Here is a 22,189-nt window from a genome sequence, read left to right on the forward strand (position 1 = left end):
CTTCCGATCTCCTTGCTTGCCTCACCCGCTGTCTCGTGTTCCACGTGGCTGTGCCCGCCCGGGGGACAACCCCCGGACCCCCGGCCTACCTCACCCGCTGTCTCGTGTTCCACGTGAAACATCTTCCCAGGAACGGCCGGGGCCCCGCCCTTTCACAGGCGGGGCCCCGGCGACGGATCTGCTTGGTTCAGGACGGCGGGACCGCGCCCGCGCGGTGGCCGCGCGGGTGCGGTCCGGCGGCTCCTCAGGCCGGCAGGACGACGACGCAGCGCTGGGGCTCTTCGCCCTCCGACTCGCTGCGCAGTCCCGACTCGGCGACCGTGTCGTGCACAACCTTGCGCTCGAACGGCGTCATCGCCTTCATCTTGACCGACTCGCCGGTCTCCTTGACCTGCTCGACCGCCTCGGTCGCCAGGCGTGCCAGGTCCTGGCGGCGCTTGGCGCGGAAGCCGGCGATGTCGAGCATGAGGCGGCTGCGCTCGCCCGTCTCGCGGTGCACGGCGAGCCGGGTCAGCTCCTGGAGCGCCTCCAGGACCTCGCCCTCTCGGCCCACGAGCCGGTTGAGGTCGCCGGACGCCGCATCGGCGTCCTCGGCCGCGATCACGGAGACCGAGGCGCGGCCGCCCTCGACGTCCATGTCGATGTCGCCGTCGAGGTCGGCGATGTCGAGCAGGGCTTCCAGGTAGTCGGCCGCGATCTCGCCTTCCTGCTCCAGACGGCTGATGTCCTCCGCGGTCAGAGTGATACGCCGCGGCGTCGCGGGGGTGTCGACGGCGGGGGTCGTGCCTTCCGTCACAGGGGTGCTCCTCACTACTTCTCGAACGCTGCGCGTCTTCTCGGAGCCGGGACGGGCCGGCCGGGCAGGGACGGGCCCTGGCGTCGGCCTGCCCCGGTCAGGACTTCTTGCGTCCCTGGTTCTTGCGGCTCTGCGTCTGCTTGCGGGCGGGCCTCGGCCGGCCGTTGGCCGCACCACCGCTCGCGCCGCCGGTGTTCCCGCTGCCGCCGGAGGTCTCGCCCGGGGTGGCGTCGGCCCCGATGGAGGGGGTGCCGTTGGTGCCGGTGGGAGGCGTCCTGGCCGTCGAGCCCTTGACGGTGGAGCGCTGCGCCGGGGAGCCCTGCGTACCGCCGCCGCCCTTGCGCTTGGACTTGGTGGTGCGGGACGGCTGGGTGCGCTTGGCGGCCCGCTCCTTCTCCTCCGCGAGCTTCGCCTCGTACTCCGCGGCGTCGACCACGTCGCCCTCGGGCGTCAGGACCTTGCCCTTCTTGCGCGCCTTCTCGGCAAGCCGCTCCTGGCGGGCGGTGAACGCGAGGCTGCCGGGCGTGGGGTTGCGCTGGATGACGAAGAGCTGCTGGCCCATGGTCCACAGGTTGGTGGTCAGCCAGTAGAGGAGCACGCCCACCGGGAAGTTGACGCCGAAGACGGCGAACATGATGGGGAAGACGTACATCAGGATCTTCTGCTGCTGCGCGAACGGGTTCGCGGCCATCGCGGCAGGGTCCGTGTTCTTCACCATCAGCTGGCGCTGCGTGATGAACTGCGACGCCGACATCATCAGGATCATCACGACGGTGACGATGCGGACCGTGGTGATGTCCGCGCCGCCGAGGTTCGCGAGCTTGTCGGCACCGTCGGTGAACTTGGCCGCCAGCGGGGCGCCGAAGATGTGCGCTTCCTTCGCCGAGTCGACCTGGCTCTGGTTCAGCACGCCCACCGTGCGGCCGCCCGACACGCGGTTGAGCACGTGGAAGAGCGCGAAGAAGAACGGCATCTGCACAAGGATGGGGAGACAGCTCGAAAGCGGGTTCGTCCCCGTTTCCTTGTAGAGCTTCATCATCTCCTGGGACTGGCGCTCTTTGTCGTTCTTGTAGCGGTTCTGGATCTCTTTGATCTTCGGCTGCAGGATCTGCATGTTCCGGGTGGCCCGGATCTGCTTCACGAACAGCGGGATCAGACAGATTCGGATCAGCACCACCAGACAGACGATGGAGAGGCCCCAGGCCCACCCGCTGTCCTCGCCGAAGAGCGGGCTGAACAGCTTGTGGAACTGCAGGATGATCCAGGAAACGGCGTCGTAGAGGGGGTTAAGTAGCCCCACGGTCAGGCTCCTCGGGCGATGGTGTGCGCACCGTGCACGTGATCGCCGTGCTCGGCGACGCACTCGGTACGGGAGGTCTTCTGCGCCTCGGGGGCTGCCCCGGAGGACCGGAGACGCCATGGGCGGCGGGTACGCGGCGGCACGGGATCGACTCCACCGGCGTTCCAGGGGTTGCAGCGCAGGATGCGCCACACGGTCAGGTACGTGCCTTTGATCGCGCCGTGCGTGGAGATCGCCTCGTACCCGTAGCGCGAGCAGCTCGGGTAGAACCGGCACACCGGCCCCAGCATCGGACTGATCGTCCACTGATAGAGCCTGATGAGCCCCATGAGCAGGTACTTCATGGCCTCGCCCCTGGCTGGGCCCCTGTCCGGGCCTCGGTGTCACCCGACGGCGGGGGTGCCGCGTGTGTCTCCTTGGAACGACCGAGCAGTCGGCCCAGTGCCGCATCCAGGTCGCCGGCGAGTTCGGCGAACCCGGCATCGGCCGCCGACGGCAGGGCGCGTACCACGACCAGGCTACCTTCCGGCAGCAACGCCAGACGGTCTCGGACCAGATGGCGGAGGCGGCGCTTGACGCGGTTGCGCACCACCGCCGGCCCGACGGCCTTGCTCACGACGAAACCCGCACGCGGCGGCGGGGTCTCCCCTGCGGACACGTGCGGGTCCGTGGAACTGCCGGGCCGTGCGATGTGAACCACGAGCAGCGGTCGTCCGGCGCGTCGTCCGCGTCGGACGGCCACGGCGAACTCGTCGCGGCGCCTCAGCCGGTTGGCGGGAGGGAGCACGGTGAACCGCCTCCTCTCCGCACCGAAGATCAGGCGGACAGCTCGGCGCGACCCTTGCGGCGGCGGGCAGCCAGGATGGCGCGGCCGGCGCGGGTGCGCATGCGCAGCCGGAACCCGTGGGTCTTCGCCCGGCGACGGTTGTTCGGCTGGAAGGTGCGCTTGCTCACTCGGGGGCTCCAGGATTTGACTCGGAGGCTGGCGGGATTTGCCGCCAACCATCACCGAACGTCCGCAGGGCATTTACGGACATGCGGCAGCGGTCGTCGACAACTAGACCGGCTTACGGTACGTACCAACGCCCGTTGCGGTCAAATGGGGGACACGACCGCGTCTCCGGGCGAAGGCCCCGGCCGACGCCCCCGAGGGCGTCCCAGCCCGCAGTGTACGCCGTCTAGCTGGGAAGACACCGTATTCACAGCCTGTGGACAACGGGTTGAGCCGGGGCCCGCCCGACGACTACCGTGGTGGGTTCTGCTCCCCGTCGCCCGCCCCCGCATTCGGTGACGGCCCTCCCGATCGACTTTCCGGTCGTCACGATCGACGCGATCGGCCCGCCGCCCCGTAACGACGCAAGAAAGAGCGTGCACCCGTGGCTGACATCACCAGCGACCTCGCCGCAGTGTGGGCACGGTTCCTGGAACGACTGGCCACAGATGAAAGCGTCGAGGCCAAGGACCGCTCGTGGTTGCAGCGCACGCAACCGCTCGCGTTGATCTCCGACACCGTATTGCTGGCGGCGCCCAACGAGTTCGCGAAGCAGGTGCTCGACGGGCGGCTGCGGCACATGGTGACGGACACGCTGAGCCAGGGCTTCGGGCGGGCCATCACCTTCGCGGTGACGGTGGAGCCGGGTGCGGCGGGCGAGGCGGCGTACGGCCAGGAGGGGTACCAGCCGGAGCCCTATCAACAGGAGCCGTATCAACAGGAGTCCTATCCACAGCAGGACTCCTACGGTCCGCCGCAGCACTACCGCCCTGAGCCGTACCCGGGCAGCGACCCCTATGCCCAGGACTACCGGCCGGACCGCTACGGGCCCGCGCCGCGGTACCCGCAGCGGGACCCGCGCGAGCCGCAGTACGACCCGCGGGATCTGCGGGACCAGCGCGATGCGCGCGACACCCGTGATCCCCGCGACCCTCGGGATCCTCGTGACCCCCGGGACGGCCGGGACCCGCGGGACCACCGCGAGCGGGATCCGCGCGAGCAGTACGACCAGGGCGGCTACGGGCCGGACCGCTACGGCCCCGGCCGGTACCCGCAGGACGGGTACGGCCAGGACCCGTACGCGTCGGAGCACCGCTACGGCGGCGACACGCCGTACCGCCCCGGCCAGTTCGGGCAGGAGGACCACCGCGGTCCGAACGGCCACGATCCCGACCACGGTTCGCCGCTGCCCGCGCAGAAATCCCCCGGCGGGGAAATGCCGGGGCAGGGCGGCGCATCAAGTGACCACAAAACGCCCGGCGCATCAATTCCGGCGGAAGAGGGCACGCTGTTCTCGGGGCGCGATGATCTGATCAACGCTCCTGTGATCAACGCACCGGGGACTTTTTCCACAGCGGCTGTCCACAGCTTTGTGGACAATTCGATTCATGGATCCGACGACAGAATGCCGTCGTCACCCGCGCGGCCCAGTGCACGGCCCGACGCGCGTCCTGGAACCGGCCGCGAGCAGCTTTCGCCGGGCAAGGAGAACGAGCCCGCCGCCCGGCTGAATCCGAAGTACCTCTTCGAGACGTTCGTCATCGGGTCCAGCAACCGCTTCGCCCATGCGGCGGCGGTCGCGGTCGCCGAGGCGCCGGCCAAGGCGTACAACCCGCTGTTCATCTACGGCGAGTCCGGCCTCGGCAAGACCCACCTCCTGCACGCGATCGGGCACTACGCGCGCAGCCTCTACCCCGGGACCCGGGTGCGGTACGTGAGTTCCGAGGAGTTCACCAACGAGTTCATCAACTCGATCCGCGACGGCAAGGCCGACGGCTTCCGACGCCGCTACCGCGATGTGGACGTCCTGCTCGTCGACGACATCCAGTTCCTGGAGACGAAGGAGCAGACGCAGGAGGAGTTCTTCCACACCTTCAACACGCTCCACAACGCCAACAAGCAGATCGTCATCTCGTCGGACCGGCCGCCCAAGCAACTCGTGACTCTGGAAGACCGGTTGCGGAACCGCTTCGAGTGGGGTCTCATCACCGATGTGCAGCCGCCTGAGCTGGAGACACGCATCGCGATCCTCCGCAAGAAGGCGATCCAGGAGGGGCTCAACGCTCCCCCGGACGTCCTGGAGTACATCGCCAGCAAGATTTCGCGGAACATCCGTGAGCTCGAGGGTGCGCTGATCCGCGTCACCGCCTTCGCGAGCCTGAACCGGCAGCCGGTCGACCTCCAGCTCACCGAGATCGTGCTGAAGGACCTCATCCCGGACAGCGCCGGCCCGGAGATCACAGCGGGCACGATCATGGCGCACACCGCGTCGTACTTCGGCCTGTCCGTCGAGGACCTGTGCGGGACTTCGCGCAGCCGGGTGCTGGTGACGGCCCGTCAGATCGCCATGTACCTGTGCCGTGAGCTCACCGATCTGTCGCTGCCCAAGATCGGCGCGCAGTTCGGCGGCCGCGACCACACGACGGTGATGCACGCGGACCGCAAGATCCGCTCTCTGATGGCCGAGCGGCGCTCGATCTACAACCAGGTCACCGAGCTGACCAACCGCATCAAGAGCTGAGCCCGCGGCGGGTGGCCGCCAACCGCCCGCCGTCGTACGCCAGTTCGCCCGTTCGCCCGTTCGCCCGTTCGCTCGCAGGCCCGCTCCCGCCCCGGGGACGGGCCTTTGGTGTGTCCCCGGCCTTGTGACCGGCCTGTCTCCCCTGCTTGTCCCCAGGCCGGCCCCTTGGCCCCTGGGCTGTCCTCAGCCTGCCTGTGGCGTGCCTGTGGGGTGTGTCTGTGGCACGTCCCGGAACCTCCCCGCGGTCCCGAGAAGCCTCGTAATGCCCCTCCGACAGCCCCGAACGGCTTCCCCGAGCCTCCCCAACTGCCTTGCAGCAGTGTGACTTTCGTCTCATCGTCCCCCGATCGGCCGAGTTATCCACCGACAAGCGGGGAAACCGGCGTCCACACCGTGGGGAAGACTGTGCGTCACCCGGGTTGCCCACAGGGGCTGGGTACGCCGCACTCGAACAGCCTGGTCATCCCCCTGTGGATCTGTGCATCACGACTGTCCACACTCTGTGGACAACCTTCGACGCACACTTGTCCACACTCCCGGTCCACCGGTTGTCCACCGGTTGTCCACCGCATCGGGCCGGTTGTCCCCAGGTTGTCCACGGAACTGTCCACAGACTGGGCCCTTTCACCCGATCCAGTGAATACCTGGCCGATGAGGGCACACAAACCATGGGGACAACCCGTTGCCAAGTTGGGGATTGATTGGGGACAACTGGGGGTAAGGCTGGGGACGGCCTGTGGAGCGGATTCCGTCGTCCACAGCGACAGGGGGTTTGTCCACCGGTTACCCACACCCCTGAAGTGGACAAAATTGTGGCTCTGACCTGCGCAGACAACGGTTATCCACGGTATCCACACCCCCTACTACTACGACTACCTAGATAACCCTGGGATTGATCGTCTAAAGGTGGGGTGGGCGCCGATCTGTGGACCACGCCGCAGCGAGGGGTGCGAGCGGGCTGTCGGCCCGGTGCGTCAGACTGTGGGCACACATCCAGTGCCAGACATCAGGCAAGCGGCAGCAGCAGGAGGCGGTGACCGGTGAAGTTCCGGGTCGAGCGTGACGTTCTGGCGGACGCGGTGGCGTGGACCGCCCGGAGCCTCCCGGCCAGGCCCGCCGTCCCCGTGCTGGCCGGCCTGCTCCTTGAGGCGGGCGACGGGTCGCTGACCCTGTCGAGCTTCGACTACGAGGTGTCGGCGAGGGTGGGGATCGAGGCCGACATCGAGGACGCGGGCCGCATCCTCGTCTCCGGCCGCCTGCTCGCCGACATCTGCCGCAGCCTGCCGAACCGCCCGGTGGAGGTGTCCACAGACGGTGCAAAGGTGGCCGTGGTGTGCGGCAGCGCGCGGTTCACACTCCCCACACTTCCTGTGGAGGACTACCCGTCGCTCCCCGAAATGCCCACCGCCGCCGGCTCGGTGGCCGGCGACGTCTTCGCCGCCGCGGTTGCCCAGGTGGCCATCGCCGCCGGTCGTGACGACACGCTGCCGATGCTCACCGGTGTGCGCATCGAGATCGAGGGCGACACGGTCACGCTCGCCGCGACCGACCGCTACCGGCTCGCCGTCCGCGAGTTCTTGTGGAAGCCGGACCAGCCGGGCCTGTCCTCGATCGCCCTGGTGCCCGCGAAGACGCTGAACGACACCGCCAAGGCGCTGACCAACGGCGACAGCATCCAGATCGCCTTGGCCGGCGACAAGCTCGGCGAGGGCATGATCGGTTTCGAGGGCGCGGGGCGGCGTACCACCACCCGCCTGCTGGAAGGCGAATTCCCCAAGTACCGCGCGCTGTTCCCGGGTGAGTCCGCGACCGTCGCGACCGTCGGGACCGCGCCGTTCGTGGATGCCGTCAAGCGCGTCTCGCTGGTCGCCGAGCGCAACACCCCGGTGCGACTGACCTTCAGCGACGGCCGTCTCGTGCTGGAGGCGGGATCGGGCGACGAGGCCCAGGCCTCCGAGGCGTTGGACGCGTCGCTGACCGGCGACGACATCTCCATCGCCTTCAACCCGGCTTTCCTGCTCGACGGCCTGAGCGCGATCGACTCGCCGGTCGCCCAGCTGTCCTTCACGACGTCGACCAAGCCCGCGGTGATGACCGGCAAGCCCGACATGGACGCCGAGGCCACCGACGAGTACCGCTACTTGATCATGCCGGTCCGGCTCTCCGGCTGAGCCCGCTGACGTGATCCGTATGGACGCGTACGAGGCCCGCGGCAGGAATGCCGCGGGCATTCGGGCGTGTTCTGGGCCTTCCGGGTACCTTCCCGGCGCCCGCACCGGCACACCGATGTCTGAACGCCCCCACAAAGGGCACCAGCAGACGGTGCCGTAACCCATCGGCATCAGGGCAGCGAACGAAGGAAGCAGGACATGGAGCTCGGACTCGTCGGTCTCGGCAAGATGGGCGGCAACATGCGCGAGCGGATCCGCCGCGCCGGCCACACGGTCGTCGGCTACGACCGCAACCCCGATGTCGCCGATGTGGACAGCCTCAAGGCGCTTGTGGACAGCCTGCCCGCGCCGCGCGTGGTGTGGGTGATGGTCCCGGCCGGAGGGCCGACTGCCTCCACCATCGACGAGCTGGCGGAGCTCCTCTCCCCCGGTGACGTCGTCGTCGACGGCGGCAACTCGCGCTACACGGACGACATCGAGCACGGCAAGACCCTGGGCGACAAGAACATCGGCTTCGTCGACTGCGGTGTCAGCGGCGGCGTGTGGGGCCTGGAGAACGGCTACGCCCTCATGTGCGGCGGTACCGACGAGGACGTCGCGAAGGTCCAGCCGATCTTCGACGCGCTCAAGCCCGAGGGCGACTCCGGCTTCGTGCACGCCGGCAAGGTCGGTGCCGGGCACTTCGCCAAGATGGTCCACAACGGCATCGAGTACGCCATGATGCAGGCCTTCGCCGAGGGCTGGGAGCTGATGGAGGCGTCGGACGAGGTCACCGACGTACGCGAGGTCTTCCGCAGCTGGCAGGAGGGCACCGTCATCCGCTCGTGGCTGCTCGACCTGGCGGTGCGCGCGCTCGACGAGGACGAGCACCTGGCCAAACTCAAGGGTTATGCACAGGACTCCGGCGAGGGCCGATGGACTGTGGAGGCGGCGATCGACCTGGCCGTCCCGCTGCCCGCGATCACCGCGTCGCTGTTCGCGCGCTTCGCGTCGCGGCAGGACGACTCCCCCTCGATGAAGATGGTCGCCGCGCTGCGCAACCAATTCGGCGGCCACGCGGTCGAGTCCAGCAAGTAGCCGGCGGTCGCGGGCCAGCCCCCGGAACGACGGCACCACGGTTTTCCACAGCGAGGGGAGGCCGGCGCGCAGGCGCCGCATCGTCAGCCATGCACGTCGCGCACCTTTCACTCGCCGACTTCCGGTCGTACGCCCGGGTCGAGGTCCCGCTCGACCCGGGCGTCACCGCGTTCGTCGGGCCCAACGGCCAGGGCAAGACCAACCTTGTCGAGGCGATCGGCTACCTCGCCACGCTCGGCAGCCACCGGGTCGCCAACGACGCCCCGCTGGTCCGGCTCGGTGCCGAACGGGCGTACGTGCGCGCCGGCATCGTCCGCGACGGCCGGACCACGCTGGCCGAGTTGGAGATCAACCCGGGGCGCGCGAACCGCGCTCGCGTCAACCGCTCCCCCGTGCCCAAGCCCCGCGAGATTCTCGGCCTGCTGCGCACCGTGCTGTTCGCTCCCGAGGACCTGGCGCTCGTGAAGGGCGACCCGGGCGAGCGGCGGCGCTTCCTCGACGAGCTCCTGACCGCGCGTGCGCCGCGCATGCTGGGCGTACGGCAGGACTACGACCGTGTGCTCAAGCAGCGCAATGCGCTGCTGCGTACCGCGGCGATGGCCCGTCGCGCGGGCGGCCGCAACGCGTCGCTGAGCACGCTCGACGTCTGGGATTCGCATCTCGCCGTCGCGGGCGCGGAATTGACCGCCGCCCGCATCGAACTGTCCACAGTCCTGCAGCCGTTGGTGGACAAGTCCTACGACGTGCTGTCCTCGGGCGGCGGCCCGACACTGCTCGAGTACCGCAGCTCCATAGGCGACGAACCGCTCCCCGCGGACCGCCAATTGATCCACGACGCGCTGGCCGCGGCGATCGAGCGGCAGCGCCCCCAGGAGATCGAACGCGGCGTCACCCTGGTCGGGCCGCACCGCGACGACATGCTCCTCAAGTTGGGGCCGCTGCCCGCGAAGGGCTATGCCAGCCACGGCGAATCATGGTCGTACGCGCTCGCGCTGCGGCTCGCGTCGTACGAATTGCTCCGCTCCGACGGCGGTGAGCCGGTGCTGATCCTCGACGACGTGTTCGCCGAACTGGACGCGCGCCGCCGCGAACGGCTGGCGGCGCTGGTGGCGCCGGGCGAACAGGTGCTGGTCACCGCGGCCGTCGAGGAGGACGTGCCGGCCGCTCTCGAAGGCGCGCGGTTCACGGTGGCCGCGGGCGAGGTCCGGAGGACGGTATGAGCGCAGGGCCGATCGGGGCAGGATCCCCGGGGGCGTCCAGCGGCGCCGAACTCCCGGGGCAGGCCGGGCCGTCCGACGACGCCCCGCCGTCCGCGAGCCTGTCCACAGGTGCTCCGGCGGGCGTGTCCGCGAGTTCGTCCACAGGCGCGTCCACACCGGCGACCGCGGACGGTGTGGAGAAGAAGGGCATCGACCTCGCGCGCGCCGCGCTCATGCAGGCGCGCGCGCAGGCGCGTAGTAGACACGAGCAGCAGCAGGAGCGGCGGGACGGCAGGCGCGGCCTGCGCCGCAGCGGCTCCGGCCCCGACGACCGCGACCCGCAGCCGCTGCGCCGCGTCATGGGGCGCATGATCGCCGAACGCGGTTGGCAGACACCGGCGGCCGTGCACGGGGTGATGGGCCGTTGGACGGACATCGTCGGTCCCGGCATCGCGGCGCACTGCGTGCCGGAGAAGTTCGAGGACGGCCGCCTCGTGGTGCGTACCGACTCGGACAACTACGCCACGCACGTGCGTTGGCTCGCCCCCAAGCTGCTCGCGCGCATCAACCAGGAGCTCGGGGACGGCACCGTCACCTATATCGAGGTGCGCGGTCCCGCCGGCGAGCGGCGCCGCGGGCGCTGGAGCGCGGGCTCCTGAACCGGGCCCGACCGGGTTCTGAACCGGGAGACCGGCTTGCCCGTACCGAGGGCGGACGGTACCCGCACGCGGGCGGCAGCCCTTCGCCGAAGGGGGGCGCGGTGCGCGCCAACCGGCTGTCGCACCCACCTGACACCCTGTCATGGCGGACGCGGGTCAAGGCGCGCCAGCGGCCATGAGAGCCCCGAAACACCCCCACACGCATGGGGGGACTTGTGGAAAGGTCTCCCAGGACGCCACACGCGAACTCAGGCCCCTTGGTAACCGGTCTTTGTGTCGCTGGGACCGGTAGACTATGGAGGCAATCCCGCTACGGCGGATCCAGTGTCGACTTCCGCGGCTCCGTGCCCGGGGTGACGTCGGGCCGGCCTCGTGCCGGTTCGGGCGGTCCCTCCGACCGTGCTCCCAGGGCAGGGAGCCGTGCTGTGCCAGAAAGGGCGCTTTGTGGCCGACCCCGGCAACCCCAAGGAGAACAACGTGGCCGAGCCTTCCGGCAGCGGGGCGCCCTCGTCGAACGGCGCGTCGTACGACGCGAGCAACATCCAGGTGCTCGAAGGGCTGGACGCGGTCCGCAAGCGCCCGGGCATGTACATCGGGTCCACCGGTGAGCGCGGCCTGCACCACCTCGTCGCCGAGGTTGTGGACAACGCGGTGGACGAGGCCTTGGCCGGCTACAACGACCGCATCGAGATCACGCTGCTCGCCGACGGCGGCGTCAGCGTGCTCGACAACGGCCGCGGTATCCCCGTCGACCTGCACCCCGTGGAGAAGCGCCCGGCGGTGGAGCTGGTGCTGACCGTGCTGCACGCGGGCGGCAAGTTCGGCGGCGGCGGGTACGCGGTCTCCGGCGGTCTGCACGGCGTCGGCGTCTCGGTGGTCAACGCGCTGTCCACGAAGCTCGCGGTGGAGATCCGCCGCGACGGCTTCCGCTGGACGCAGGAGTACCACTACGGGGCGCCTGTCGAGCCGTTGGCGAAGCACGAGGCGACCACGGACACCGGGACGCGCGTCACGTTCTGGGCCGACCCGGACATCTTCGAGACGACGGTCTACTCGTTCGAGACGCTGTCGCGCCGGTTCCAGGAGATGGCGTTCCTGAACAAGGGCCTGACGATCGTCCTGACCGACGAGCGGCCCGACCACATGCCCGAGGACGAGACGCAGCGTTCGGTGACGTACCACTATGAAGGTGGTATTTCGGACTTCGTCACGTACCTCAACTCGCGCAAGGGCGAGCCGATCCACAAGTCGGTGATCGACTTCGAGGCGGAGGACACCGACCGCAAGATCTCGGTCGAGGTCGCGATGCAGTGGAACTCGCAGTACACCGAGGGCATCTACAGCTTCGCGAACACGATCCACACGCACGGCGGCGGCACCCACGAAGAGGGCTTCCGCTCCGCGCTGACCTCGTGGGTCAACCGCTACGCGCGCGACAAGAAGCTGCTCAAGGACAAGGACGACAACCTCTCCGGCGAGGACATCCGCGAGGGCCTGACCGCGATCATCTCGGTCAAGCTGGCGGAGCCGCAGTTCGAGGGCCAGACCAAGGACAAGCTCGGCAACACCGAGGCCAAGACCTTTGTGCAGAAGGTCGTGCACGAGCACCTGGCGGACTGGTTCGACCGCAATCCCAACGAAGCGGCCGATATCGTACGCAAGTCCATTCAGGCGGCCACCGCGCGCGTCGCGGCCCGCAAGGCCCGTGACCTGACGCGCCGCAAGGGCCTGCTGGAGACCGCGTCGCTGCCCGGCAAGCTCTCCGACTGCCAGAGCAACGACCCGACCAAGTGCGAGATCTTCATCGTCGAGGGCGACTCGGCCGGCGGCTCCGCCAAGTCCGGCCGCAACCCGATGTTCCAGGCGATCCTGCCGATCCGCGGCAAGATCCTGAACGTCGAGAAGGCGCGCATCGACCGCGTGCTGCAGAACACCGAGGTCCAGGCGCTCATCTCGGCGTTCGGCACCGGCATCCACGACGACTTCGACATCGAGAAGCTGCGGTACCACAAGATCGTGCTGATGGCCGACGCCGACGTCGACGGCCAGCACATCCGCACCCTGCTGCTCACCCTGCTGTTCCGCTTCATGCGCCCGCTGGTCGAGGCCGGGCACGTGTACCTCGCGCAGCCGCCGCTCTACAAGATCAAGTGGAGCAAGGACGATCTGCAGTACGCGTACTCCGACCGCGAGCGCGACGCCTTCCTCCAGATGGGCCGGGAGGCCGGCCGCAAGCTCCCCAAGGACGACGCGATCCAGCGCTTCAAGGGCCTCGGCGAGATGAACGCCGAGGAACTGCGCGTCACCACCATGGACACCGAGCACCGCGTGCTGCTGCAGGTCACGCTCGAAGACGCGGCCCGCGCCGACGACCTCTTCTCGATCCTCATGGGCGAGGACGTCGAGGCGCGCCGCTCGTTCATCCAGCGCAACGCCAAGGACGTGCGCTTCCTGGACATCTGACCCGGTCTGCGCCGCCAGTTCGCCGGGAAATCCGGTGGCGGCGCAACCGGTTCGTCCACAGCTTCCGTCTGACGCCTCGACAGGTCACGCGGCGTACCCACACTTGAACATCCGAACGCGGTACGCCGCAGTGCGAAAGGAACCGGACCAGAGATGGTCGACGCGACCCCCCCTCCCACGACCGACCGCATCGAGGAGGTCGAGCTCGAGACGGAGATGCAGCGCTCGTACCTCGACTACGCGATGAGCGTGATCGTCGGACGCGCGCTTCCCGAGGTCCGTGACGGCCTCAAGCCGGTGCACCGCCGCGTGCTGTACGCGATGTACGACGGGGGCTACCGCCCCGAGAAGGGCTACTACAAGTGCGCCCGCGTCGTCGGCGACGTGATGGGCTCGTACCACCCGCACGGCGACACCTCGATCTACGACACCGTGGTACGCCTCGCGCAGCCGTGGTCGATGCGTATGCCGCTCGTGGACGGCAACGGCAACTTCGGCTCGCCGGGCAACGACCCCGCCGCGGCGATGCGCTACACCGAGTGCCGCATGGCCCCGCTGGCCATGGAGATGATGCGCGACATCGACGAGGAGACCGTCGATTTCGGGCCCAACTACGACGGCCGCCAGCAGGAGCCCGAGGTCCTGCCGGCGCGCTTCCCGAACCTGCTGGTCAACGGGTCGGCCGGTATCGCGGTCGGCATGGCGACCAACATCCCGCCGCACAACCTGCGCGAGGTCGCCTCCGGCGTCCAGTGGCTCCTCGACAACCCCGAGGCCGGCCAGGAGGAGCTGCTCGAGGCGCTCATCGAGCGCATCAAGGGGCCGGACTTCCCGACCGGGGCGCTGATCGTGGGCCGCCGCGGGATCGAGGAGGCGTACCGGACCGGGCGCGGCTCGATCACGATGCGCGCCGTCGTCGAGGTCGAGGAGATCAACAACCGCCAGTGCCTGGTGGTGACCGAACTCCCGTACCAGGTCAACCCGGACAACCTCGCGCTCAAGATCGCCGAACTGGTCAAGGACGGCCGCGTCCAGGGCATCGCGGACGTGCGCGACGAGACCAGCTCGCGCACCGGCCAGCGCCTGGTGATCGTGCTCAAGCGCGACGCGGTCGCCAAGGTCGTGCTGAACAACCTCTACAAGCACACCCAGTTGCAGGACACCTTCGGCGCGAACATGCTCGCGCTGGTCGACGGTGTGCCGCGCACGCTGTCGGTCGACGCGTTCATCCGCTACTGGGTCGAGCACCAGATCGAGGTCATCGTCCGGCGGACGCGCTTCCGCCTGCGCAAGGCCCAGGAGCGCGCGCACATCCTGACCGCGCTGCTCAAGGCCCTCGACGCGATCGACGAGGTCATCGCGCTGATCCGGGCCTCGGCGACGGTCGACGAGGCGCGCAGCGGCCTGATGGGCCTCCTGGAGATCGACGAGATCCAGGCCAACGCGATCCTGGAGATGCAGCTCCGCCGCCTCGCGGCCCTGGAGCGGCAGAAGATCACCGCGGAGTACGACGAGCTGATGGCCAAGATCGCGGAGTACAACGCGATCCTCGCCTCGCCCGAGCGGCAGCGGCAGATCATCAGCGAGGAACTGGCCGCGATCGTCGACAAGTACGGCGACGACCGGCGCAGCCAGCTCATCCCGTTCGACGGCGACATGTCCATCGAGGACCTCATCGCCGAAGAGGACATCGTCGTCACCATCACGCGCGGCGGCTACGTCAAGCGCACCCGTACCGACCTGTACCGCTCGCAGAAGCGCGGCGGCAAGGGGGTGCGCGGCGCGCAGCTGAAGCAGGACGACATCGTCGACCACTTCTTCGTGACGACGACGCACCACTGGATCCTGTTCTTCACGAACAAGGGCCGGGTGTACCGCGCGAAGGCGTACGAGCTGCCGGACACCGGCCGCGACGCCCGCGGCCAGCACGTCGCGAACCTGCTGGCCTTCCAGCCGGACGAGAAGATCGCGCAGGTGCTCGACCTGCGGGACTACGAGGTCGCGCCGTACCTCGTGCTCGCCACCAAGGCCGGCCTGGTGAAGAAGACCTCGCTCAAGGAGTACGACACCAACCGCAGCGCGGGCGTCATCGCCATCAACCTGCGTGCCGACGAGGCGGGTGCGGACGACGAGCTGATCGCCGCCGAACTGGTCTCCGCCACCGACGACGTGCTGCTCGTCAGCCGGAAGGCGCAGTCCATCCGGTTCACCGCGACGGATGAGGCATTGCGGCCGATGGGCCGGGCAACGTCCGGGGTGAAGGGCATGAGCTTCCGCGAGGGAGACGAGCTGCTGTCGATGAGCGTGGTACGCGAGAACACCTTCGTCTTCACCGCCACCGACGGCGGTTACGCCAAGCGGACCAGTGTCGACGAGTACCGCGTGCAAGGCCGCGGCGGTCTGGGCATCAAGGCGGCGAAGATCGTCGAGGACCGTGGTTCACTCGTCGGCGCGCTGGTGGTGGACGTAACGGACGAAATCCTGGCCATCACCCTCGGCGGGGGTGTGATCCGCACCCGTGTTTCCGAGGTTAGGGACACCGGGCGTGACACGATGGGCGTGCAGCTGATCAACCTGGGGAAGGGCGATGCGGTCGTGGGCATCGCCCGGAACGCCGAACCTGAGCCGGAGGGCGAAGGCGAAGGCGACCTGGACATCGAGGGCGTGGTCGTCGCGCCCTCCGAGCCGGAGGGTGACGCGTGACGACAGACCGGACTTCGGCGGGTGGGAGAAGCCGCCGTGCGGACCGGGATCGACCGGGCGGTCACGCCGAGCCGGCACCCGGCTCGGCCAATCCGGGCGCGGTGCCCCCGCGGCCCGCGGCCCCTCCCCCGCCCGCCGGTCCGCCGCCGGGCGCCCCGCCTCGCCCCGGCGCCACCGCCGCCGGTACGGGCTCGGGTTCGGGTTCGGGCTCCGGCACCACGCGCGGCCGCGCCAAGTCCGGTGGTACGGGCGGTGCCGCGCGCGCCCGCCGGGCGGACGCCCCCGCGGCGCAGGCCGCCCAACCGGCCGGCCCGGTGGACGGGTACGCGCGCGGCGCGACCATGACCACCGCCCGCCCCGACGCGGCGGCCGGCCACCCCCAGCCGCCCCAGGCGACGGGGCAGAACAACGCACACGCCGGCGCGGCGCGTACGGCCTCCGCCGCCCGCCCGGTGACCCCCGCCCCGCGCACCCGCAGGGCCCGCCTGAAGGCCGCCCGGGTGGACCCCTGGTCGGTCATGAAGGTCAGCTTCCTGCTGTCCGTCGCGCTGGGCGTGGTCACCATCGTCGCGGTCACCGTGTTGTGGATGGTCCTCGACGGCCTCGGCGTCTTCGACTCCCTCGGCGGCACCGTCAAGGAGGTCACGCAGTCGGAGACGGACCCCGAGGGCTTCGACCTGAAGTCCACGCTGTCGATGAAGAACACCATGGTCTTCAGCAGCGCCATCGCGGTCATCGACGTCGTCCTCGTGACCGCCCTCGCGACCCTCGGCGCGTTCCTCTACAACCTGACCGCCTCGTTCACCGGCGGCATCGAGGTCACCCTCGCCGAGGAGGACTGACCGCGCCCCGAACCCCGGGAACCGCACCCCGAATCACCTCGCCGAATCCCGTTTTGGCGGGCGGGACGGGGTGCGGTACTCTCTTGGAGCACGCCCACGAGGGCCTATAGCTCAGACGGTTAGAGCGCTTCCCTGATAAGGAAGAGGCCACAGGTTCAAGTCCTGTTAGGCCCACTCAAATTGCGTGCATTCAAGGCCACCACTCCGGTTCCGGGGCGGTGGCCTTGCTCGTTCCGGCGGCGGGGCGGAGCGGCGCCGATCGACGCGCCCGCTGGGGGCGTTCACACGCCGACCGGTGACGGCTGAGGGTCTTGATCGTTCTTCGGGGGACAGGAGGACTGCGGTGAAGTACCTGCTGATGATCTACGGCAACAAGGAGAAGTGGGAGTCGATCTCCCCCGAGGAGTGGCCCGAGGTGGTGGCACGGCAGGACGCGTTCAACGCGAAGTACCGTGCCACGGGGGAGCTGTTGGGGGCGTACGGTCTCGGCGACGCCGCCGAGGCGCGGCTGGTGCGCCGCCGGGACGGGCTCCCGGCGGTCACGGACGGGCCGTACCTCGAGACCAAGGAGTACATGGCCAGCTTCTACCTTCTCGACGTCGAGAACGAGGAGCGGGCGTTGCAGATCGCGGCGGAAATGCCGCTCGCCGAGCAGGACCCCGTGGAGGTGTGGCCGGTACCCCACGGGTCCCCCTGAAGGTAATCAAGCTGTTATTGTCGACGCCATCCCAGGCTCCTCGGATGCCTTGGGGAGGACGTCACTCGCAGGACGGAGAGGCACGCGATGAAGAAGCTGATCCTGGTGGCCCTGGCCGCTGTGGGCGGACTGTTGGTCTACCGGCAGATCCAGGCGGACCGTGCCGAGCAGGATCTGTGGACCGAGGCGACCGACCCGGTCCCCGCGGGTTCCTCGGCACGCTGAGGCCCTGCACGACCCTGCCGCGCACACGCGGAGAATCGCAGACGCGGGTCCCGGCCGAACGCCGGGGCCCGCGATATGCGTGGGCCCGCCGTGCCGTTGTTCGGTATGCTCGTACCGCCCGGAGCGCCCACCGCTGTCGCGGGGTGCGCGGGGCTCCCGAGGGGCCATAGCTCAGCTGGTAGAGCGCTGCCTTTGCAAGGCAGATGTCTGGGGTTCGAGTCCCCATGGCTCCACTCGACGACAGGCGACCTACGCCCGCGGAAAGCGCGGGCCGGGTCGCCTTGTTGCTTCTCGGGCGGCTTCGCCGTCGGGCGGGGGCTTCGCTACCCGCACCCCTGACCGTGTCGACGGGTTCTGTCTCGCGGGCGGGGCGGCGCCGTTCGGCTCGCGGGCCGGGCGGTCAGCCGGATTGCGTGTTCGGTCCGCGGATTCGGGGTGGGTGCGCGGGCGACTTTTGCGCGGGTGTTGCGGACGTGCGAAGGCCCGGTCGTCCATGAGGACTTCCGGGCCTTCGGGCGGTACGGGTCAGGACTTGTTGCGGTTGCGGTGCTTGCCCTTGGTGGAGCCCGCGGTGTGCATCTCGTCGGTGTCCTCGTCCTCGGCGACGTGGCCGGGGTCGGTGACGGCCATGTCGACGACGGGTTCGCTGCGGTAGGCGTCCGGGCCGGCCGGGGGCATGGGCAGGCTCTCGTCGGCCTTCCACTCGGGCTCCGAGGCCTTCCGCTGCCACCAGACCCAGCCGGCCGTCGCGCCGATGGCCAGGGCCAGGAGCACGACGAGCGAGCTATTGCGCTTCTTGTGCCGCTTCTTCTTGACGATCTTGTTCATCTCGGCCGCGGTGACGTCGCCGCGCAGCGCCAGGACGGCCGCCTCGGCGCGCGAGCGGGCTTCGTTGAGCACCGGCTCCCCCGCTTCGCGGGCGGCCACGGCGGCGTGGTTGACGCGCGGTACGACGTCGTCCTGCACGCGCTGCTTGGCGGTGTCCATCGCGTACTGCGCGCGCGGGCCGACGGCGGGTGCCACGGTGTCGCGGCCGAAGGCGGTGAGCTTCATCCGTGCGGCGGCCACCGCCGGTACGACGCGTTCCCGCGTCGTGTCGCGGGCTTGGCGCCGTGCCACCGCCACGCCGTGTTCCAGGCGTGGCGCCGCCCAGTCCCGGGCGTCGGCGGCATGGTGCACCGCGGCGTTCCGTGCGTGCGCGGCGCGTGGCGCGATCCAGACGACTGTCCGGTCACCAGCGTCGCGGGCCTGCTCCCAGCGGGTCACGACAGCCTCCTCCTCGGCGGGTACATCCGCTATCTGTTCCCGAGGTCCAGCGGATCATGCCTGAATTGTCATCTCATATCCTGTTGGTGCAATCGGGGGACGTGCTTCCGCCAGTAGCGGGTCCCTGCGGTCTCCGTGACGTTTGCGCGGCGGACCGCCGCGCGTGCGAGGATTCCGTGACCGGAGATTGTCCGGGACGGGCGCAGGGAAACGCAGAAAGGGTTGTCCGTGCCGCAGGAGCTGCTCGCCACCATCAAGACCGACCACGGGGACATCCAGGTCAGGCTGTTCCCGAACCACGCGCCGAAGACGGTCGCCAACTTCGTCGGCCTGGCGGACGGCTCGCGTGAGTGGACCGACCCGCGCACCGGGCAGCCGGGTCAGGGCCCGCTCTACAACGGTGTGGTCTTCCACCGGGTGATCGCCGGCTTCATGATCCAGGGTGGCGACCCGACCGGCACCGGCAGCGGCGGCCCCGGTTACCAGTTCGCCGACGAGATCCACCCCGACCTGCAGTTCTCCAAGCCGTACCTGCTGGCCATGGCGAACGCCGGGCGCGGCACCAACGGTTCGCAGTTCTTCGTCACGGTCCGGCCGACGCCGCACCTGAACGCCAAGCACACGATCTTCGGCGAGGTCGCCGACGAGGCGAGCCGCAAGGTCGTCGACGCGATCGCGGCGGTTCCCACCGACGCCGACCGCCCCGAGACCGACGTCGTCATCTCCGAGATCGTCATCGAGAAGCGCTGACCCAGTTGAACCCCATCGACGGCACCGGACCCGCCGACCCCGAGCGGGGTCCGGCCGGTCCGCCGGTCTGCTACCGGCACCCCGGTCGTGAGTCCAACATCCGTTGCACCCGGTGCGAACGCCCGGTGTGCTCCGACTGCATGGTGAGCGCGTCCGTCGGCTTCCAGTGCCCGGACTGCGTCCGCGAGGGCGGCAGGACGGTACGCGAGGCCCGGACCATCGCCGGCGCCCCGGTGCGCCAGGCCCCCGGCACCGGGACGAACGCGGTTGTCACCAAGACGCTGATCGGCCTCAACCTGGCCGTGTTCGTGCTCGTGCTGGCCGTCGGCGACGACGTGGTGGACCGCCTCATGCTGGTCGGCCGCGCGATCATCGACAACAACTGGGCCGGGGTCGCCGAGGGCGAGTACTACCGGCTGCTCACCGCCGCGTTCCTGCACCAGGAGGCGTGGCACATCCTGTTCAACATGGTCAGCCTGTGGGTGCTCGGGCCGCCGCTGGAAGCCGTGCTGGGACGCACCCGGTTCCTGGTGCTGTACCTGGTGTCGGCGTTCGGCGGCACCGCCGCGTCGTACCTGATCGCCGCGCAGAACCAGGGGTCGCTGGGGGCGTCGGGGGCGATCTTCGGGCTGTTCGGTGCGGCGATCGTGGTCGGCCACCGGATGAAGGCGGACCTGCGGCCGCTCATCGCGCTGCTGGTGGTGAACCTGGTGATCACGTTCCTGAACACCAAGTGGATCGACTGGCGGGCGCACATCGGCGGCCTGGTGATCGGTGCCGTCACCGCGGTGTGCCTGGTGCACGCGCCGAAGAACCACCGGCTCGCGGCACAGGTGGTGTCGGTGGGGGCGGTCGTCGCGGTGCTCGTGGGCATCGTGCTGGTGCGTACATCCCAGCTCACCTGATCGGTTACACTGAGGATATTGCGAATGACCCAGCGTGATGAAATGCAGGTCGCGGGCGTGCCGGGCGGTCCCGGCACGCAACCGGCGCGCTAGGGTTATCCACAGGCTTTGCCTAGTTATCCCCACTGTGGATAACTCTGTGGACGGACAACTCTGTGGATGCCGCACGGGACATCGCGGGGACATCGGTGCGCCCACGCACAGCCGGGCCCGGTTCCGGGCATGCCTCGGCCCTGCGGCGGGTCCGCGGCAACTTCACGGATAAGACCGTCACAGGGCTTGAGCGGGGCCTGCTTCCGCAGTGACTGCGTCTGCTGCCGCGCGGCGTGCTTCCGCGGGGCTTTCCGCGCGGCCTACTTCCACTGGGTGGAGACACCGAAGCCGGCGGCGATGAAGCCGAAGCCGACGACGATGTTCCAGTTCCCCATCTGCTCGACCGGGAAGTCGCCGTTGGTCACGTAGTACACGACGATCCACAGCAGCCCGACCAGGAACAGGCCCAGCATGAACGGCGCGATCCACCGCCGCGTGTCCAGCTTTATCGCCGTCTTCTTGTCCGGCGGCGGCGTGAAGTCGGACTTCTTGCGAATCCGGGACTTCGGCACGAGAGTCTCTCCTGTCGATGCTGCCCTGGCCTACTGCTTCCGGACGCCTAGCACCGGGCTTCGGCGCCCCTGCCGTCGGCGGGGAGTGTAGGGACGCGACGCGGCCTGCGACGTGTCGGTTAGCGTAGTCGCTGTCAGGTCCGGATGGAGGGTACGACAACGTGCGTATGCCCGGTGTGAGCTTGCCGCGCCCCGGCGCCGCCGAACCCGGATCTGATCCCGGCCGCTCCGGATCGGCCTGGCGAGCGATCGTACCCCGCACCCTCGCCCTCGTGGTGTTCGGTCTGGCCGGCCTGCTGTTCTGGATCAGCGCCAACACCTCGCACGGCACGAACCTGCGCAACGACAGCCAGGCGATGGAGTACCGCGACCTCGTCCGCAAGCAGGGCCAGCACAACGTGGACGTCGAGCGCGACGTCAGCGACCTGAGCCAGGAGGTCGAGGACCTGCGCAAGGCGCAGGTGAACGACCCCGCGGCGCAGGCCCGCGTCGACGCCCTCACCGGCCCCGCCGGGCTCGCGCCGCTGTCCGGGCCCGGCCTGACCGTCACGCTGACCGACGCCCCGGCGGACGCCGAACCGCGCAACGGAGCGCCGCCCCCGACCGCCGACGACCTGGTGGTGCACCAGCAGGACATCCAGGGTGTGGTGAACGCGCTGTGGGCGGGCGGCGCGCAGGGCATCCAGATCATGGACCAGCGGCTCGTGGCGACCAGCGCGGTGCGGTGTGTGGGCAACACGCTGATCCTGCACGGCCGCGTCTACTCGCCGCCGTACGTCATCTCCGCCATCGGGGATGTGGACAAACTCCGCCTCGCGCTGGACGACAGCGAGGCTGTGTACAACTACAAGACCTACGTGGACGCCTACGGCCTGGGCTACAAGCTGGAGGACCGCGCGCAGTTGAATCTTCCGGGGTACACGGGCCCGCTGGACCTGCAGTATGCGAAAGTCTCCTAGGTTCCGGTAGCCACCGTGCGATCCGCAGCTTGATCCGCAGCTTGACCGCAGTTCCACGAC

19 protein-coding genes, 2 tRNA genes and 1 pseudogene are annotated in these 22,189 nt (G+C 69.4%); 15 read left to right on the forward strand and 7 right to left on the reverse strand.

Annotated elements, in window-relative coordinates; translation table 11 throughout:
• Nucleotides 1–244 precede the first annotated feature (244 nt).
• The 5 genes and pseudogenes from AB0C36_RS21865 to rpmH all read right to left on the reverse strand — a co-directional run bounded on the left by AB0C36_RS21865 (nucleotide 245) and on the right by rpmH (nucleotide 3,050).
• A complete protein-coding gene (locus AB0C36_RS21865) occupies nucleotides 245–796 on the reverse strand; it encodes a Jag family protein (RefSeq protein ID WP_435839092.1) in 552 nt (183 codons plus the stop codon).
• 97 nt (nucleotides 797–893) lie between these two features.
• Nucleotides 894–2,096, reverse strand: a complete 1,203-nt coding sequence (yidC, locus tag AB0C36_RS21870; protein WP_435839093.1) for a membrane protein insertase YidC — start codon at nucleotides 2,094–2,096, stop codon at nucleotides 894–896.
• A 2-nt stretch (nucleotides 2,097–2,098) separates the two neighbouring features.
• The gene (gene yidD, locus AB0C36_RS21875; protein ID WP_358356443.1) at nucleotides 2,099–2,440 is read right to left on the reverse strand and encodes a membrane protein insertion efficiency factor YidD; all 342 of its coding nucleotides are present in this window, start codon (nucleotides 2,438–2,440) and stop codon (nucleotides 2,099–2,101) included.
• Between the two features lie 80 nt (nucleotides 2,441–2,520).
• Nucleotides 2,521–2,883 (reverse strand): annotated as a pseudogene (gene rnpA, locus AB0C36_RS21880) (ribonuclease P protein component); the annotation flags it as partial.
• A gap of 29 nt (nucleotides 2,884–2,912) precedes the next feature.
• Entirely contained in the window at nucleotides 2,913–3,050 is a 138-nt protein-coding gene (gene rpmH, locus AB0C36_RS21885) for a 50S ribosomal protein L34 (protein WP_010849920.1), read from the reverse strand.
• 422 nt (nucleotides 3,051–3,472) lie between these two features.
• Between rpmH and dnaA the strand changes: the two genes are divergently transcribed.
• The 12 genes from dnaA (at nucleotide 3,473) to AB0C36_RS21945 (ending at nucleotide 17,877) form a co-directional block, all read left to right on the forward strand.
• Complete coding sequence (gene dnaA, locus AB0C36_RS21890; protein ID WP_358356449.1) at nucleotides 3,473–5,608, forward strand: chromosomal replication initiator protein DnaA; 2,136 nt, start codon at nucleotides 3,473–3,475, stop codon at nucleotides 5,606–5,608.
• 1,040 nt (nucleotides 5,609–6,648) lie between these two features.
• Nucleotides 6,649–7,779: a DNA polymerase III subunit beta gene (dnaN, locus tag AB0C36_RS21895; protein ID WP_358356451.1), complete on the forward strand. Its 1,131-nt coding sequence runs from the start codon at nucleotides 6,649–6,651 to the stop codon at nucleotides 7,777–7,779.
• Nucleotides 7,780–7,977: 198 nt separating this feature from the next.
• Entirely contained in the window at nucleotides 7,978–8,856 is an 879-nt protein-coding gene (gnd, locus tag AB0C36_RS21900) for a phosphogluconate dehydrogenase (NAD(+)-dependent, decarboxylating) (protein ID WP_358356453.1), read from the forward strand.
• An 89-nt stretch (nucleotides 8,857–8,945) separates the two neighbouring features.
• Nucleotides 8,946–10,076, forward strand: coding sequence for a DNA replication/repair protein RecF (gene recF, locus AB0C36_RS21905; protein WP_358356455.1), 1,131 nt, complete (start codon nucleotides 8,946–8,948; stop codon nucleotides 10,074–10,076).
• The gene (locus AB0C36_RS21910) at nucleotides 10,073–10,714 is read left to right on the forward strand and encodes a DciA family protein (RefSeq protein ID WP_358356457.1); all 642 of its coding nucleotides are present in this window, start codon (nucleotides 10,073–10,075) and stop codon (nucleotides 10,712–10,714) included. The genes recF and AB0C36_RS21910 overlap by 4 nt, the downstream gene beginning before the upstream one ends.
• Before the next feature lie 420 nt (nucleotides 10,715–11,134).
• Nucleotides 11,135–13,177 carry a DNA topoisomerase (ATP-hydrolyzing) subunit B gene (gene gyrB, locus AB0C36_RS21915; protein ID WP_358356458.1) on the forward strand — a complete coding sequence of 681 codons (2,043 nt, stop codon included), beginning with the start codon at nucleotides 11,135–11,137 and terminating at the stop codon, nucleotides 13,175–13,177.
• Between the two features lie 153 nt (nucleotides 13,178–13,330).
• A complete protein-coding gene (gyrA, locus tag AB0C36_RS21920) occupies nucleotides 13,331–15,880 on the forward strand; it encodes a DNA gyrase subunit A (protein WP_358356460.1) in 2,550 nt (849 codons plus the stop codon).
• A 101-nt stretch (nucleotides 15,881–15,981) separates the two neighbouring features.
• Entirely contained in the window at nucleotides 15,982–16,722 is a 741-nt protein-coding gene (locus AB0C36_RS21925) for a DUF3566 domain-containing protein (protein WP_358356462.1), read from the forward strand.
• Between the two features lie 100 nt (nucleotides 16,723–16,822).
• Nucleotides 16,823–16,896: transfer RNA gene (locus AB0C36_RS21930), tRNA-Ile, on the forward strand.
• Nucleotides 16,897–17,065: 169 nt separating this feature from the next.
• Entirely contained in the window at nucleotides 17,066–17,419 is a 354-nt protein-coding gene (locus tag AB0C36_RS21935) for a YciI family protein (RefSeq protein WP_358356464.1), read from the forward strand.
• A gap of 87 nt (nucleotides 17,420–17,506) precedes the next feature.
• Entirely contained in the window at nucleotides 17,507–17,644 is a 138-nt protein-coding gene (locus AB0C36_RS21940; protein WP_358356466.1) for a DLW-39 family protein, read from the forward strand.
• A 160-nt stretch (nucleotides 17,645–17,804) separates the two neighbouring features.
• Nucleotides 17,805–17,877: transfer RNA gene (locus tag AB0C36_RS21945), tRNA-Ala, on the forward strand.
• Between the two features lie 292 nt (nucleotides 17,878–18,169).
• On the opposite strand, the gene AB0C36_RS21950 is transcribed toward AB0C36_RS21945, so the two are convergent.
• Nucleotides 18,170–18,910 carry a DUF5324 family protein gene (locus AB0C36_RS21950; RefSeq protein WP_358356467.1) on the reverse strand — a complete coding sequence of 247 codons (741 nt, stop codon included), beginning with the start codon at nucleotides 18,908–18,910 and terminating at the stop codon, nucleotides 18,170–18,172.
• A gap of 228 nt (nucleotides 18,911–19,138) precedes the next feature.
• Between AB0C36_RS21950 and AB0C36_RS21955 the strand changes: the two genes are divergently transcribed.
• On the forward strand, nucleotides 19,139–19,660 hold the full coding sequence (locus AB0C36_RS21955) for a peptidylprolyl isomerase (RefSeq protein ID WP_358356469.1): 522 nt from the start codon (nucleotides 19,139–19,141) through the stop codon (nucleotides 19,658–19,660).
• A 140-nt stretch (nucleotides 19,661–19,800) separates the two neighbouring features.
• Nucleotides 19,801–20,565: a rhomboid family intramembrane serine protease gene (locus AB0C36_RS21960; RefSeq protein WP_358356471.1), complete on the forward strand. Its 765-nt coding sequence runs from the start codon at nucleotides 19,801–19,803 to the stop codon at nucleotides 20,563–20,565.
• A 353-nt stretch (nucleotides 20,566–20,918) separates the two neighbouring features.
• Here the strand turns inward: AB0C36_RS21960 and crgA are convergent, their stop codons facing one another.
• The gene (crgA, locus tag AB0C36_RS21965; protein WP_358356473.1) at nucleotides 20,919–21,170 is read right to left on the reverse strand and encodes a cell division protein CrgA; all 252 of its coding nucleotides are present in this window, start codon (nucleotides 21,168–21,170) and stop codon (nucleotides 20,919–20,921) included.
• 272 nt (nucleotides 21,171–21,442) lie between these two features.
• Here crgA and AB0C36_RS21970 point away from each other — a divergent pair, with 272 nt between their 5' ends.
• A complete protein-coding gene (locus tag AB0C36_RS21970; RefSeq protein WP_358356475.1) occupies nucleotides 21,443–22,129 on the forward strand; it encodes a DUF881 domain-containing protein in 687 nt (228 codons plus the stop codon).
• The last annotated feature ends 60 nt before the right edge of the window (nucleotides 22,130–22,189 follow it).

The sequence above is a fragment of the Streptodolium elevatio genome (genome assembly GCF_040649515.1).
Classification (GTDB): Bacteria; Actinomycetota; Actinomycetes; order Streptomycetales; family Streptomycetaceae; genus Yinghuangia; species Yinghuangia elevatio.